Below are 14,966 nucleotides of genomic sequence, written 5' to 3' on the forward strand. Positions count from 1 at the left end.
ATTGTATAGTAATTTTTGGGAATATCAAAAACTGTAATATATTTTAACAATTATTTTGTCAAGGCTATATGAAGGGTTTCTATGGAAAACTATCGACTGGTATCAGTCAAGATCAAGGGGTTTAGAGGCTTTCCTGAACAAGCCGGAGAACGGGAATTTCGCTTTGATCAAGCTTGCACATTAATTGTAGGAGCTCAGGGTGGAGGCAAAAGTAGTACCCTGAATGCCATTGAGTGGTGTCTATTTGGCAAAGATGTCGCTAATAAAAGTGCTACTAAAATTGAAGAGCGCAAGAATTGGTTAGTGAAAAACCAATCGTCAAGGGAGACTACTGTCGAAGTTATCTTTGAAGGGAATGGGGAAATCCTAAAGGTATATCGGAGTGACCGCAAACGTCGTGGTAATCCCAAGTTTTACTATCAGATTAATAATGGCTCGTATCATGAAGATGAAGCTGAATTGCGGGTGCTGCTGGGTGTAGAATTGTCTGACTACATGAGTTGTGTGTATCTACATCAAGAAACTATCAGTGCGCTACTGATTCAGGAACCAAAAGAGCGCAAAAATGCTCTGGATCGCCTCATGGGGTTGACGGATTGGCGCAATCTATTGGATGGAATTAAGCGAGCTAAAGCCCAGGAAGAGTTTAAGAAAGTTGATCAAGAGTTTAGTCAGATTATCAGCAAAATTGAGACGGCAAAAGCGATTAAGGAAAATGACTTAGGTCTAGCAGAAGAAGAAGCAATTTTTCATGATATTCCCCTGAGCCAACTATCCCTCAATGGAGCAAAAGCTATTTGCCAAGGGGTTGAAAATGCAGTTGAAAATTTTGCCAAAGACTATGGATTGCTGGTGCCCTCTTTACCAAGATACCAAACTACTGATGATTTGGAACGATTTGTAGATGGTGGTAAGGAGGCGATTAAGCAATTACGTAATGCGCAGCCCGACTGGGAACGGCAGAAAGAATTGCTGAATCAGCAAAGTGAATTAAATCGTTTGAAAGCTAACGTTGAGACCAAGGTTATGGAACTCAACCAAAAAGAAAACGAAATTCAGCAACTCGAAGATAAATACGGCACGCTATCAGAAATTTGGGCAAAAAAAAATAAAATTGAACAAGAAGAGTTACCGGCAAAGCAAGGGAGTATAAACACTATCAACAATCGTGCCGGTATCATTATCGAAACCATAAAATTTCTGAAGTCAGTACAGGAAGATAAAGCCCAGAATTGTCCCGTTTGCTCTACACCAATTAATCCAGTTCAGTTGCGTCAAGAATTAGAATCCTGGCAGCAAGACATGGCGTTACAGCTAAAACCGATTCAGAAGGAGATTCGGGAATTAGAAATAGCAGTAGAGGAGTTCCAGAGACTGATTAAAACCTTGGAGCGGTTGCAACGGGAAGGATTAGATAAGCATAAGGGATTACAACAAGCAAAAAATGCGATCGCAGTAGCTTTAGAAACAGAAATTAATGACTATGCTCATGCTCTGGCTCTCCTCAATCAAGCCATTACTGAAGTAGATCAGGAATTAGCCAGGATTCGCACCGCCGTTGAGCAAAGTAATCAGCGTATCGATAGCATTGATCAAGACTTAGAAAACATTAAACGGATTATTAGTGTCTTGCGTTATCGCCAAGAGGTGGATAATTTGTTTGCGATTCAAGATTGCCCTGAATATAAAGAGGTTGAAGCAGCAAAAGCTGAATTGGAAGCCTTCTGTGACCGATTGTTGACTATTGGTGAAGCTGTACAGGAAGTGCTAGGAAACTCAGCTAAAGAAAAAATCGATGCTACTAGAGCAGCAATTTCTAGTATCTATCGTCAGCTGGCTCATCGAAGTGACTTTCCAGATATTGAGATTGACCCAGACAAATATGAAGTGATGGCGGTGGGATATGGAGAGTCAGAAGTTGCCTTACGACTGTTGAACAAGGGTGATATTAATTGTGCTGCTTTGAGTATATTTCTAGCCCTAGCCACCTCAGAGCAATTGACTCATAATATCGGCTTCATGGTGCTAGATGACCCGTCGCAAAATCTAGACCCAGTCCATAAAGAACGGTTGGCTCAGGTGTTGGATCAGGTATTGGAGAAAAAGCAATTGATTATTGCCACTTCAGAAGATGATTTCGTCGAGCAGCTGAGTTTCAAGCTAACTAAGCCCAACCAACTCTACCGATTGGGACAGTGGACACCAACTCGTGGACCAACTATCGAGGGTAATGGGTAATAGAATGTAGAATTAAGAATGTAGAATTAAGAATATGGATGCATCAACATTAAACCATTTAAGCAGCATTAAACAACACCTGAATAGTCGGTCTAGAAAGGACAATGGCTTTGGCAAAACTTGTCAAATTTTCCTAGCGATTACCTTCTGTCGCTTGGGTTTTCAGGTAGAAAACTATTCCTCTCAAGGTGTAGATATTGATAGTTGGAATCACTCCTACTTTCCTAATCTTTCCATTGAAGTGAAGACTACCACCAAACATACGGTGACACTAGGACAGAAGGATGTGGATGGTTTGAATAAAAAAGCGAGAGAAGGATATGAACCTATCTTTGCGGTTTTGAGATTAGAGTTATTGTCAAATTGGATTATCGCTAAAGCCAAGGGAATTAAGGCAGGTAATCATCCTTTAGGGAGACTACAAACCTCAGTAAGGGCAATTCCAGAACTCCAAGATCAGGTGAATCAGATATTCTCTAGGGTTGTCAATGACTATGGCGCTATAGTATCAAGTATTCCAGCGGAAGAAGTTCTCACCTACTTGGATAAGTGTTTGGATAGGGAAAAACTAAAAGTATTGCCAAAAGGAAGTGTTATGGGACTGCCTGCAGAGCATAGGTTTCAGGGTTAGGGTGTGTTTTTTGCCCTAAGCATTCAGCTGATAGCTGATCGCTAATAGTTGAATCCTTAGGGTTGCAGCACACCATAGCCTTGAACCTTTCTCAACTTCAATTAGACTCACTAATAGACTCACTAATCAACAACTGAGCAGGCAATCGCTGAAAGGAAAGCCGTTCATTGTTCACATCTACAAAGATAGTGTCCCCATCATTAAATTCACTCCTGAGAATTCCCTTAGCGATAGGAGTTTCCAACTCCCGCTGAATAGCTCGCTTCAGGGGTCGTGCTCCAAACACTGGGTCATACCCTAATTCTGCCAAAAAGTCAAGAGCTGCATCGGAGAGTTTTAGGGACATCTTGCGGTCTGCTAACCGTTGCTCTAAGCGCAGGGTTTGCAGCTGGACAATATTGCGCAACTGATGTTTTTGCAAGGTATGGAAAATAATAACCTCATCAATCCGATTGAGGAATTCAGGGCGGAAACTAGAGCGCATTGCTTCCATGACCCGACTCCGCATTTCCTCATACTTGGAGTCATCCCCAGCTACATCCAGAATATACTGGGAGCCAATATTGCTGGTCATGATAATAACGCTATTCTTGAAATCTACGGTATGCCCTTGAGCATCAGTAACTCGACCATCATCAAGGATTTGCAGCATGACATTAAAGACATCCGGGTGTGCTTTTTCGATTTCGTCAAATAGAATTACCGCATAGGGACGTCTACGGATGGCTTCGGTTAACTGACCTCCTTCTTCATAACCCACATAGCCTGGAGGAGCACCAATCATTCGGGAAACGGTATGCTTTTCCATATACTCGGACATATCGATTCGCACCATAGCCTCTTCGGTGTCAAACAGATAGGCTGCTAAGGCTTTTGCCAATTCTGTCTTACCGACACCGGTAGGACCGAGGAAAATAAAGCTAGCGGTGGGACGATTGGGGTCAGCTAATCCCGCACGCGATCGCTGAATAGCATCGGCAACAGCAGTAACGGCTTCCTCTTGGCCAATCACCCGCTTGTGTAGTTCTTCTTCCAGGTGCAGTAGCTTCTCTTTCTGAGACTCAACCAGCTTACTAATGGGAATTCCAGTCCACTTAGAGATAATTTCCGCAATGTCAGCTTCTGTAACTTCTTCCCGCAGCAAGGATTTACTACTGGTTTGGTTCTCGGCTAGCTGTTGCTCAACGGTTTCCAGGGATTTTTGCAATTCGGCTAACTTGCCGTATTTTAACTTAGCGGCTCGGTTAAGGTCATAATCCCGTTCTGCTTGTTGAATTTCTACGTTAACTCGATCAATCTCTTCCTTAATCCCCTGAATCCGGTCAATCACATCTTTTTCTGATTGCCACTGGGCATTCAACGTACGCTGTTCTTCTTTAAGATCAGCCAGTTCTTTTTCCAGCCTTTCCAGTCTTTCGATGGAAGCGAGATCAGTTTCTTTTTGTAAAGACAACCGTTCCATTTCCAGCTGGATAATTTTGCGGTCAATTTCATCGAGTTCTTCTGGCTTGGAAGTAATTTCCATTTTTAGCCGTGCTGCCGCTTCATCCATTAAGTCAATGGCTTTGTCTGGTAAAAAGCGATCGCTAATATACCGAGTAGACAAGGTCGCTGCTGCCACTAAAGCACTATCGGCAATTTTCACCCCATGGTGAACTTCATACCGTTCTTTGAGACCTCGTAGAATCGAGATAGTATCAGCTACACTAGGCTGGTCAACATAGACCTGCTGGAAGCGTCTTTCGAGTGCTGCATCTTTTTCAATGTACTTGCGGTACTCATCGAGAGTAGTAGCACCGATACAGCGCAATTCACCCCGTGATAACATTGGCTTGAGTAAATTTCCCGCATCCATTGCTCCTTGAGAAGCACCAGCACCGACAACGGTATGGATTTCATCAATGAACAGGATAATTTTGCCTTGGGAATCGGTAACTTCTTTTAGTACTGCTTTCAGGCGTTCTTCAAACTCTCCCCGAAACTTAGCCCCAGCAATCAATGCGCCCATATCCAGAGCAATCAATTGTCGGTCTTTGAGGGATTGAGGCACATCACCAGCTATAATCCGTTGTGCCAAGCCTTCAGCAATAGCAGTTTTCCCAACACCAGGTTCCCCCATCAGCACTGGGTTATTTTTAGTACGGCGCGAGAGAATTTGAATTGTGCGCCGAATTTCATCATCTCGCCCAATAACTGGGTCAAGCTTTCCCTCCCGCGCCGCCTCTGTCAGATCACGTCCATATTTTTCCAGTGCTTGGTATTTGCCCTCTGGATTTTGGTCGGTCACTTTCTGATTCCCTCGAATGTCAGCAATGGTAAGTTTAAGCCTATTTTCATCTAGTTTAAACTTCTGGAATAATGACTTACCAAAGCGGTCATCTTTCAGATAAGCGAGGATCAGATGCTCAATGGAGATATAATCGTCTTGGTATTCTTTACGATAGGACTCTGCTCGGTCTAGCAAGCTATTCATGCTGCGTCCTAGGTAAACCGAGTCGCTATTACCAGAAACCTGAGGTTGTTTTTTGATAAAAGATTCCGTTGCTTCCCTTACTCCTGGCACAGAGACTTCCGCTTTGTTCAGAATACTGGTAGCGAGTCCATCTTGATCCAGCATCGCCTTCATCAAGTGTTCGGTTTCGATTTGTTGTTGCCGTGCGGCTTTAGCAACATCTTGGGTGTGTGCGATCGCTTCCCAGGCTTTTTCGGTAAACTGGTTAGGGTTACTTGGTTGCATCTCTAATAACTCATTCCTCTAACTGTTCACAATTCTAAAAAAGCCAGTGAGATGCCATAGATCGGTCTTCACGTCTTCTGTTTGGGATATTGCCGTCCTCAAAGCCAGGTAAGCTGGTTTTCATTTAAATTCTATTGTTCTGACAGCAGGAGACTAGGGGAGCTTCGGGAGCAGGGGAGAGGGTTTGACGGTTTTTTTTCAAAGCGATGCAGTGCGGTCTTGGGGAGGCAGTGCCTTCATGTGGGGGTTCCCCCCATGAGCAACTGCCGTGGTTTCCCACACTCGCGCTTTGCATCAAGAGACTGAATAATAACCAATTTAAATGCGCAACAGCTTAATAACCCAAGTTGCTAGTTACAACATGCTGTTTCCAATGTGTAATAACAGATAAAAATCAATAATTGCTGCTATTAATCCTAGATGGTTAATGGTTTTAATTTCGGCGTTGCTTAATCATTCCATTATTAAGCAACGCCACTTATTGAATTTATCTAGCTCTATCAAGTAGGTGCTTGAAATCCTCACGCCAGCTATCGAAGTCAGTAAAAAAGTTGAAGCCACATACAACCTCAAGGGATCTCTCGGAAACAATATCTAGTATCCGTGATGCACGTTTACGGGTTTTATCTTTTGGTCCAAAGGGGTTTAATTGCATACTAGACCCTGGAGGGAAGGCGTAGTCACCAATAAACAAGACCAAGTCAAAGATATATATCATGAAGCCCGGTGTATGCCCACCAATATAGAAAGCTTCAATGCCATGCTCGGTGAAGTCACCGTAAATTTTGTTGTCAATCGGAAATTGCTCGGCAAGTGGATGCTCAGCATCGTTAAGGTGCAGATAAACTTTAGCATCCCTTGAACCTCCCCACCCTAAGAGGGATGGGGATTCCCAGGCACAACAACTATGTTGCTGTTAACTCCGTGGGCGTGACTTCCCCCCGCACCGGAGGTAGCTGAGTGGGGTCAATTCCCAGTTTTTTTAGACCCCGCATTTTGATGTTTATTGCCCCATTAACATCGGCGTCATCATAGTGACCACAGTTGGTACAGACAAACTTTTCTTTCTTTCTGTTACTTTTACTGACGTGATGGCATTTCGGGCATTTTTGAGACGTGTGCTTGGGATTTATTTTGACTACTGGTATGCCTGACTTCGCAGCCACGACCTCTACCTTTTTAACCAGTTCACCCCAAGCTGCATTAGATATTGATCTGTTTAAACCTCTTTTTGCCGACTGTCCATTGCGTTCGTGAAACGTCGGCTTTGCCGAATCATATCCACCATTCTCATTAGGTCTAGGTTTACAGCGAGATTTCATTGCCTTTATATTAAGATCTTCAAGTACCAAGGCATCTGTATCTTTGACTAACTGATTAGCTACATCCCAATGATAGGCACTACGATTGTTTGCAATACGCTCATGAAGTGAGGCCACCGCTTTGTAAGACTTTCCTCTATTTTTAGAACCTTTTTTCTTTCGGCTAGCAGCCTTTTGTCTCAGTTTTAAGCGTCTTTCTCTGCGTTTAAAAGACTTTTGTTTAGCTGGATTAGCTATTGTTTTCCCATTAGAGATACTGACTAACTTGTTAATTCCTAGATCGCAGCCTTTGACTCTTAGAGGATTGATTTCGCTATTACTCCTTATCGGAGTAGGTGGAACTGACTTGTCTTCGATTTGAAGACTTACAAACCAACCGCGAGCCTTCCTCCGAACAGTGACTGATTTTAAAATAAAACCCTCAGGGATAGGGCGGGAATTGTAAAAACCCATCCATCCAATTCCTGGGAGATATATATTGTCCCCATCAAGCTTTACTTGACCAGGAGCATATTTGAAGCTCCTAAATCGTGACCTTCTTTTTGGTCTAGGGTATCCAGTTTCTCCTTTAAAGAATTTAGCAAATGCAACATCCAATTGTCTTAGAGTTTGTTGCAATACAGTTGAATGAATTGATTTATACCAGGGTCTTTCTTTCTTGAGTATGGGAAGACTAGAACTTTGGGCTTCATAGGCACTTCGTCTTGGATTCTTTCGACTTTTCTTCCAAGGGTAACCTACTGAATAATTTTTGCTGACTGAACAAGTTAATGGACAGGCTTCTCCACCGCTTTTCAGATCACAGTAATTGCCTAATCTAGGAGCTTTTGCTTGATTGTAAGAATCATTTCTGTCTCTAAGCAGGTAATTATACTGCGACCTCAACATGTCTAACCACCGATTCATTACGGCTTTTTGTCGTTGAGTGGGCTTGAGTTTGTAAGAGTATCCTAGTTGCATCTGTTCGACCTCTTTCAGTGCTAATCTAATTATAGACCCCCAAAATGATAATGTCAAGTAAATGAGTGAACAAATTAAAAGAAAAGTAGGAAGACCCAGATTACACGAGGAAGCTAAAAAAAGTTACAGCATCAAGGCCACTGAAACTGGTTGGCAAGGATTAAAAAGGCTGGCTGCTCGTTCGGGATTAAGCCTTTCTGAATACTTAGAGTTCCTAGGGAGGACTGGGACTTTGCCTGATTGAGGGAAAAATTCATCCCCACCTTAAGAAGGATGGGGTATTCTTTTTCCCTGGCCTTTGGCCACGCTACGCGAACAAACTCCCTTTTTGATAAATCACGATACTGGTTGGATGCACCCATGAAATCCCTATGGGTAAAGTAAATAGCTTCTACTGGCTCCAAGTCTCGATTGAATGCTGATGGACAATCAATCCATACCGCACCACTATCCGTTTCAATGCGATAAGCAGCATGCTCAATACCAAGACGAGGCACAGAAATTAATTGTGTGACGTAGTTATTGATCTCGTGTGGGGTCACTCGATAGGTTTGCTCTGCCTCATCCCAAGTAAGGAATTTGTCATGGCGTGCTCTACAGAACGGACAGACATCAGGCATTTCACCAATCATGTTATAGCCACAAACGGTACAAACCCATTGCTGATGGTTCACAGTTGAAGCCAACATTTCAGCTTCATTAGCCATATTCAGAACCTCAATGTACTGATGTTGACATTAATTTATTTTTATTTTCCTAGTATTTACACCATTTATGCGCTTAGTTAATGAGGATTTTTTTGACAACAGATTATTATCAAATCTGTATATAGCAAGTCTTATACCTATGAGGTACAAATTTCTGGTTTTTAGGGACTTCGGAGCAGGGAGCAGGGAGCAGGGAGCAGGGAGCAGCGATGCAGCGCGGTCTTGGGAAGGCAGCGCGGTCTTGGGGGTTCCCCCCATGAGCGACTGCCGTGGTTTCCCCCATGAGCGACTGCATCAAGACGGGAGCAGGTAAGAGGGAAAAGGTAAGAGGGAAGAGGTAAAAAATAATGTGTACCTCATAGCTATGATAAACGCTATATTATTCTAGTTTATGCTTAAATAAAACTGGGTTTAATAGTGATAAATTACCAGTTTTTTTATAGTTTTTGATGAATCTGAATAGCAGAAGTATTGTCCACACTTCCAACCTCGACTTTTTCAGCAACTTTGGGATTATCTCAATCTTGTTCAATCCAACAAAGCCTCAGCATGATGGCTGATATGGTCTTTTATAAAGGTGGCGATAAAGTAGTAACCATGGTTATAGCCGACCTGAAGACGGAAAGTCAGGGGCTGATCTGCCTTTTCACAAGCCTTCTCAAACACCTCAGGGAGCAACTGCTGCTTCTCGTAAAAGGGGTCAGCGGTGCCTTGGTCAATCAAAATTGTATGGTTATAGTTGGCTGTCAGCACCAGTTCGCTGGCATCGTAAGCTCGCCATTGCTCTTGGTCTGTCCCGAGGTAATTGGTGAATGCCTTCTGACCCCAGGAGCTGCGCATGGGAGCAGCAATGGGAGCAAAGGCAGAAACGGATAGGTACTGCTTGGGATTCCTTAAAGCACAAATCAACGCACCATGACCGCCCATAGAATGACCAAATATACCTTGTTTCTCCACTTGCGCGGGGAAATTTTGGGCAATTACCTCCGGTAACTCGTGGACAACGTAGCTATACATTTGATAGTGAGCTGACCAAGGTTCAAGGGTGGCATCTACGTAAAAACCAGCACCAGACCCCAAGTCCCACTCATCGTCCTCACCTGGAATGCCTGTATTCCGAGGGCTGGTATCTGGAGCCACCAACATCAATCCATACTTGGCAGCAAATCGCTGAGCCCCTGATTTTACCATAAAGTTCTCTTCTGTACAAGTCAGACCTGACAGGTAATATAGAACTGGAACGGATTGGACTTTCGCCTGAGGGGGTTGGTATACGGAAAACCCCATCTCGCTCCTACAAGTCTGAGAGTGATGAGTGTAAAAACCTACTGTACCGCCAAAGCAACGGTTTTCTGAGACGAGGCGAAGGTCTGTGGACATGGGGCTGGTTCAAATGGACGTACCATGAAGGCGAATGTGGCTGTCCTGCATTTTAACGTTTCTTCAGGTGTGTTTGCCGAAGCTGCACTTAACTTTACTAAACTACCTTCTAAATAAACAATTTTCAACTAACTTGCCTGATGGAATTAATTCTTTACAGTAAACCCGGTTGTCATCTTTGTGAGGGATTGCTTGAAAAGCTAGAGATGATTGAAGGGTTAACCTTTCAACTAGAGGTTCGAGACATTACCAGTCGAGAGGATTGGTTCCAATCCTATCAGTATGAGGTGCCAGTACTATGTATCAACTACTTTGGTCAGGAAAAGCTCCTGCCTCGCCCCTCTCCTCGTGCTAGCGTTGAACAATTGCAGCGAATGTTACGGAAATATTTCCCTGTTAGTGAGTCAAAATAGGCGATACATCAGATTGACGGTTGACGGTTTGACTGTTAAAGCTTGATGGTTGACGGTTGACTGGTGGCTGTGATGATTCGATAGATATTATAGTGTCGTTTGGTGGGATAGATATGAAGCTAAGGGAATTATTAGCCAAAATTGCCAATATTGTGGAAATGCCTAGCCCCGAGGGTCTTGATGTGGCCGTTACAGGCATCTGTACCAATTCCCACGCCTGCCAACCGGGGGATTTATTTATCGGAATGCCAGGCACTAGGGTAGATGGTGGAGAGTTCTGGGAAAGTGCGATCGCATCTGGGGCAGTAGCAGCGATAATTTCTCCCCAAGCGGCTGCCAAACATCCCCCCCAGGAACTTTCACCGGAAACAGGAGTGTGTGTAATTGCCGCCGATGACATGACCACCGTGTCTGCTCAAACCGCAGCAGCCTTCTACGACTACCCAGCACAGCAGCTAAAGCTGATTGGAGTAACTGGTACCAATGGCAAAACTACCACTACCCATCTGATTGAATTTCTGCTCGCTCATAGCTCTAGTCCTATCCCCACAGCACTTTTGGGTACCCTCTATGCCCGTTGGCCAGGTTTTGAGCAAACAGCAAGCTACACTACACCATTTGCAGTTGAATTGCAACAACAGCTCCACTTAGCGCTCAAAGCAGGTGCCCAAATGGCAGTGATGGAAGTTAGTTCTCACGCCTTAGCCCAAGGTCGAATCCAGGGCTGTCCGTTTGAGGTGGCAGTGTTTACCAATCTCACCCAAGACCATTTGGACTATCACCAGAACATGGATGATTACTTCAGCGCTAAAGCCAAGCTGTTTAGTTCTGACTATCTCAAAGGCCGGGCAATTATTAATGCTGATGATTCCTATGGAGAGCGGTTAATCCAACAGTTACCAACTGAGCAAGTCTGGAGCTATAGTATCCAAAACCCATCGGCTGATTTCTCGACGAGGGACTTGAGCTACGAGCCAACAGGGGTTAGAGGAATTATGCATACTCCCGTAGGAGAGGTTAGCTTCAATTCGCCCCTAGTGGGTCAATACAATCTGTCTAACTTGCTCGCAGCAGTAGGAACAGTTTTAGAGCTGGGTTTGGATTTAGAATCAGTAGCAGCAGCCTTGGCTCAATTTCCAGGAGTGCCAGGGCGCATGGAACGGGTGCAAATTCAACCAGAACAGGATATTAGTGTGATTGTCGATTATGCCCACACCCCAGATAGTTTAGAAAACTTACTCAGGGCATCACGACCCTTTATTGAGGGCAAGATGATTTGTGTATTTGGCTGTGGTGGTGATCGCGATCGCACCAAGCGTCCTAAGATGGGGAAAATAGCGGCTGAGTTAGCTGATGTTGCTGTAGTAACTTCGGATAACCCTCGCACCGAAAACCCAGAAAGCATCTTAGAGGAGGTTTTAGAGGGGATTCCTCAATCAGTGGAACCAATGGTAATTTGCGATCGCGCTACCGCTATTCGGACTGCCATCTTGCAAGCACAACCAGGAGACGGAGTGTTAATTGCTGGTAAAGGTCACGAAGATTATCAAATTCTGGGTACTGAAAAAATCCACTTCGATGACCGAGAGCAAGCCCGAGATGCTTTGATGAGTAGGTTACAGGTTATAGGTTAGCAAATTGACAGCTATTTCAGCGGGCAGGTTGTAGATTATCACATGGAAGGTCAACGTTTAAGCTTTAACCAAACCACCTTTAACGAAACCACCTTTAACCCTAAGTCAATAACCCCAACCTACTGCGTTGAACGCGCACGCGTGGCCTACGGCCAGGTTGAGGCTTGGAGAGACAACTAACTCTCCCAGGTTTGACTAGGTCATCGAGCCTCATTCTGGTACGCACGTACGGATACTTCCCCAGTCCGTACCACTGTAAGACTGTGTTGTCAGTCGCTTGCAGAAAGGACATATTGAATGAGGTGACCTAGGGGACGGGTAACCCCCAAACACTTTACTCGTGAGGATTATCTCCATGTTACGAGTCCCAGTAATTTCACCAAATGGACAACCCTTAATGCCGACAAAAGCCTCTAGAGCGAGACGTTGGGTTAAAGAAGGTAAAGCTGTCATCTACCCTAACGCCCTCGACATCTTTGCGATTCAACTAGTAGCTGAAGCATCAGGCGACGAAACTCAGTCGATTGCTGTGGGGATTGACCCCGGCAAAATGTTCACTGGCTTGGCTGTCCAGTCAGCCCAAGCCACCCTCTGGACGGGTCATCTGGTACTCCCCTATCCCAAGGTCAGAGACCGGATGGATACCCGACGCATGATGCGGCGAACTCGCCGTAGCCGTCGGATTAACCGCAAAATTCCCTACGACCAACGCGCTCACAGACAGAAGCGCTTTGAGAATCGGCTAGCCAAAAAGCTTCCCCCATCCATCAAAGCCAACCGTGATTTAGAGTTTCGTGTGGTCAGTGAGTTATTCGAGCTTTATCCCATTAGCCAGATCGTCTATGAAGTGGTCAAAGCCAAAGGGACAAAAGCTTTCTCTCCAGTGATGGTGGGGCAATACCAATCCATCCAACGCCTTGAGGCAACATTCACGGTCCCCGTCACCCAAAAGATGGGATGGGAGACCTCAATGGCACGAAAAGGGTTGGGGTTAGCCAAAGACAAGACCGATAAGAGTCGTCAGACGGCTGAGACTCACGCCAACGACGGTATAGCCTTGGCATCCTTCCCCTTCCGAAAAGTCAAGACCCAGTACTACCGCAACGGTAAAGTCGTGACCCCCACCGTGGCGGTGGTCACCCTTGCACCTTTCGCCGTGGTTTCCCGACCGCCAATTAGCCGTCGTCAACTCCACCTACTCCAATTTTCCAAGGGCGGTAAACGCCGAAAGTACGGAGGAACCACCACTCGCCACGGTTTCCGTAAAGGCGACTACGTGGAAGCTGTAAAAGCGGGTCAGACCTACCGAGGGTGGATCAGTGGCGATACGGCAACACAAGTTTCAGTGAGCAATAGCAACTGGAAAAGAATCGGACAATTCTCAGCCCGGAAAGTCCGATTACTCAAACGCTCCACGGGCTTACTTGTCAACTACTAAAAGGAGGCGGGGCTTTCCTCCCCACCCTATAGAGGGATGGGGTATCCAGCCGCGAAAATTCGATGAACCTGCCACCTAATCCAGAATTGTCTCTCTACCAGCTGGTTTTAGAGACTCTTGCCTCTCCCGAGTCTCTGAAAATCACTCCTGTCACCCTGAAATCGCTAGTCAGAGCAACCTTTGACCTGCTAATTGCTCAAAACATCTCAGCCACAATTTGGGTCAAGCCACAGGGTGAGGGCTGGCACAGAGAAATACAACGGTATCAACAACAGGTTGATTTACCCACAACGATTTATCTGTGCCACGGTTTAGAAGATGACTGGGAAGAGCTAGTTAACCTCAACAAAGATTCTCAACTGTTTTCCCTACAGTTGGAGACTGACTCTCAACTACAACAAGAGTATTTCTTACTCATTCTCTGTGAGAACTATAGTAGTTTAATTGTGGCTTGCCAGCCTGATCTATCGGAATCCGAAAATATAACTGATGGTGAACTCAGTCAACCCTTGTTAGCTGTTTTTACTATTGATCAATCAGTAATTCGGCAGTTTTTGGAGGGGTTAAGCACAGTTATTGGAAGCACGACAGCAGACCAACTCAGCCATTGGGAAACCCTTTTACCTCCCCCTCAAAGCTCTAATCATACACTACTAACCCAGTTGTTGGTTAAACAAGTACAACGTACAGAAGAAATTGTTCAGGATACCCTGGCAACACAGCCAATCGGGGAGACTAACCCATCACCCCCATCATCCCCAGCAGTTCCTGAGCCGGTTGTGGTAGGGAAGAATTCCTTATCAAGGGTTGAGCCTTATATGAGTAATGAGATACTCCAGCGAGTGGCTCGGGAATTACGGACACCCATAACGAACATGAAAACTGCCCTGAAGCTGCTGGATGCCTCACAGATGAAGCTAGCCCAACGCCAACGTTATATTGGGCTTCTTTATAAAGAATGCGATCGCTTAAATTCCTTAGTGGCTGGATTACTAGAACTGGTTCAGCTAGAAGGTGACCCCCAAACTGATCAAACTTTGCCGTTGCAGCTAGCAGAGATTGTTCCTGGTATTGTCAGCACCTATCAACCCCTCGCCCAAGAAAAAGGCATCCAGCTCGGCTACACCATTCCCGCCAATCTCCCCTCAGTCTTATTTTCAGAGGTGGGATTGAGGCATATCGTGATTAATCTATTGCACAACAGTTTAAAGTTTACTCCCTCTGGCGGTAAGGTTAGAGTACAGGCAACTCGTAAGGGCAAGTATGTTCAGCTAATATTTAGTGATACAGGTATTGGCATTGCTGAAAGTGACATACCTAAGATTTTTGACAGTTTTTATCGGGGTCGGTCAACACCTAGAGAAGACTTTGGTGCAGGTATAGGTTTAACCATTGTGCAACAATTATTACAACGGGGTGGTGGTTCGATTTCAGTAGTTAGTCGATTCGGGCAAGGTTCCCAATTTAAAGTGCTGCTACCAATTGCCTATAAAGCCTAAAAAGAGG

Annotated in this window: 13 protein-coding genes; 7 read left to right on the top strand and 6 right to left on the bottom strand. The window is 44.9% G+C overall.

Features of this window, described 5'->3' with window-relative positions; all coding sequences use genetic code 11:
* Positions 1-81: 81 nt before the first annotated feature.
* Positions 82-2,238 carry an AAA family ATPase gene (locus BJP34_RS02300; RefSeq protein WP_070390938.1) on the top strand — a complete coding sequence of 719 codons (2,157 nt, stop codon included), beginning with the start codon at positions 82-84 and terminating at the stop codon, positions 2,236-2,238.
* 34 nt (positions 2,239-2,272) lie between these two features.
* Positions 2,273-2,869, top strand: coding sequence for a hypothetical protein (locus BJP34_RS02305; RefSeq protein ID WP_070390939.1), 597 nt, complete (start codon positions 2,273-2,275; stop codon positions 2,867-2,869).
* 97 nt (positions 2,870-2,966) lie between these two features.
* On the opposite strand, the gene clpB is transcribed toward BJP34_RS02305, so the two are convergent.
* Together clpB and BJP34_RS42090 are read right to left on the bottom strand one after the other, a co-directional pair.
* Complete coding sequence (clpB, locus tag BJP34_RS02310) at positions 2,967-5,606, bottom strand: ATP-dependent chaperone ClpB (protein ID WP_070390940.1); 2,640 nt, start codon at positions 5,604-5,606, stop codon at positions 2,967-2,969.
* 124 nt (positions 5,607-5,730) lie between these two features.
* A complete protein-coding gene (locus tag BJP34_RS42090) occupies positions 5,731-5,901 on the bottom strand; it encodes a hypothetical protein (protein WP_158516948.1) in 171 nt (56 codons plus the stop codon).
* Positions 5,902-6,255: 354 nt separating this feature from the next.
* Between BJP34_RS42090 and BJP34_RS45920 the strand changes: the two genes are divergently transcribed.
* Positions 6,256-6,468, top strand: coding sequence for a hypothetical protein (locus BJP34_RS45920; protein ID WP_193431305.1), 213 nt, complete (start codon positions 6,256-6,258; stop codon positions 6,466-6,468).
* Positions 6,469-6,511: 43 nt separating this feature from the next.
* On the opposite strand, the gene BJP34_RS02320 is transcribed toward BJP34_RS45920, so the two are convergent.
* The 4 genes from BJP34_RS02320 to fghA all read right to left on the bottom strand — a co-directional run bounded on the left by BJP34_RS02320 (position 6,512) and on the right by fghA (position 9,975).
* Positions 6,512-7,888, bottom strand: a complete 1,377-nt coding sequence (locus BJP34_RS02320; RefSeq protein ID WP_070390941.1) for an RNA-guided endonuclease InsQ/TnpB family protein — start codon at positions 7,886-7,888, stop codon at positions 6,512-6,514.
* 131 nt (positions 7,889-8,019) lie between these two features.
* A complete protein-coding gene (locus BJP34_RS02325) occupies positions 8,020-8,595 on the bottom strand; it encodes a rubrerythrin family protein (RefSeq protein ID WP_202972062.1) in 576 nt (191 codons plus the stop codon).
* A 109-nt stretch (positions 8,596-8,704) separates the two neighbouring features.
* Positions 8,705-8,890, bottom strand: coding sequence for a hypothetical protein (locus BJP34_RS38450; RefSeq protein WP_149030745.1), 186 nt, complete (start codon positions 8,888-8,890; stop codon positions 8,705-8,707).
* Positions 8,891-9,123: 233 nt separating this feature from the next.
* Positions 9,124-9,975, bottom strand: a complete 852-nt coding sequence (fghA, locus tag BJP34_RS02330) for an S-formylglutathione hydrolase (protein WP_070390942.1) — start codon at positions 9,973-9,975, stop codon at positions 9,124-9,126.
* A 140-nt stretch (positions 9,976-10,115) separates the two neighbouring features.
* Between fghA and BJP34_RS02335 the strand changes: the two genes are divergently transcribed.
* The 4 genes from BJP34_RS02335 to BJP34_RS02350 all read left to right on the top strand — a co-directional run bounded on the left by BJP34_RS02335 (position 10,116) and on the right by BJP34_RS02350 (position 14,959).
* Positions 10,116-10,388: a glutaredoxin family protein gene (locus tag BJP34_RS02335; protein WP_070390943.1), complete on the top strand. Its 273-nt coding sequence runs from the start codon at positions 10,116-10,118 to the stop codon at positions 10,386-10,388.
* A gap of 113 nt (positions 10,389-10,501) precedes the next feature.
* Positions 10,502-12,022, top strand: a complete 1,521-nt coding sequence (locus BJP34_RS02340; protein ID WP_070390944.1) for a UDP-N-acetylmuramoyl-L-alanyl-D-glutamate--2,6-diaminopimelate ligase — start codon at positions 10,502-10,504, stop codon at positions 12,020-12,022.
* A 355-nt stretch (positions 12,023-12,377) separates the two neighbouring features.
* Positions 12,378-13,460, top strand: coding sequence for an RRXRR domain-containing protein (locus BJP34_RS02345; protein ID WP_070390945.1), 1,083 nt, complete (start codon positions 12,378-12,380; stop codon positions 13,458-13,460).
* A 62-nt stretch (positions 13,461-13,522) separates the two neighbouring features.
* Positions 13,523-14,959 (top strand): DICT sensory domain-containing protein, encoded by a 1,437-nt coding sequence (locus BJP34_RS02350; protein ID WP_070390946.1) that lies wholly within the window; start codon positions 13,523-13,525, stop codon positions 14,957-14,959.
* The last annotated feature ends 7 nt before the right edge of the window (positions 14,960-14,966 follow it).

Origin of the sequence: Moorena producens PAL-8-15-08-1, from assembly GCF_001767235.1 — a bacterium.
GTDB lineage: Bacteria > Cyanobacteriota > Cyanobacteriia > Cyanobacteriales > Coleofasciculaceae > Moorena > Moorena producens_A.

Bases quoted from the DNA above. Each gene is read 5' to 3' on its own strand.
- BJP34_RS02345 (WP_070390945.1), top strand. From the start codon at position 12,378: ATGTTACGAGTCCCAGTAATTTCACCAAATGGACAACCCTTAATGCCG.
- BJP34_RS42090 (WP_158516948.1), bottom strand. From the start codon at position 5,901: ATGCAAAGCGCGAGTGTGGGAAACCACGGCAGTTGCTCATGGGGGGAA.
- BJP34_RS02340 (WP_070390944.1), top strand. From the start codon at position 10,502: ATGAAGCTAAGGGAATTATTAGCCAAAATTGCCAATATTGTGGAAATG.
- clpB (WP_070390940.1), bottom strand. From the start codon at position 5,606: ATGCAACCAAGTAACCCTAACCAGTTTACCGAAAAAGCCTGGGAAGCG.
- fghA (WP_070390942.1), bottom strand. From the start codon at position 9,975: ATGTCCACAGACCTTCGCCTCGTCTCAGAAAACCGTTGCTTTGGCGGT.
- BJP34_RS02305 (WP_070390939.1), top strand. From the start codon at position 2,273: ATGGATGCATCAACATTAAACCATTTAAGCAGCATTAAACAACACCTG.
- BJP34_RS02350 (WP_070390946.1), top strand. From the start codon at position 13,523: ATGAACCTGCCACCTAATCCAGAATTGTCTCTCTACCAGCTGGTTTTA.
- BJP34_RS02325 (WP_202972062.1), bottom strand. From the start codon at position 8,595: ATGGCTAATGAAGCTGAAATGTTGGCTTCAACTGTGAACCATCAGCAA.
- BJP34_RS02320 (WP_070390941.1), bottom strand. From the start codon at position 7,888: ATGCAACTAGGATACTCTTACAAACTCAAGCCCACTCAACGACAAAAA.
- BJP34_RS02300 (WP_070390938.1), top strand. From the start codon at position 82: ATGGAAAACTATCGACTGGTATCAGTCAAGATCAAGGGGTTTAGAGGC.
- BJP34_RS02335 (WP_070390943.1), top strand. From the start codon at position 10,116: ATGGAATTAATTCTTTACAGTAAACCCGGTTGTCATCTTTGTGAGGGA.
- BJP34_RS38450 (WP_149030745.1), bottom strand. From the start codon at position 8,890: ATGCAGTCGCTCATGGGGGAAACCACGGCAGTCGCTCATGGGGGGAAC.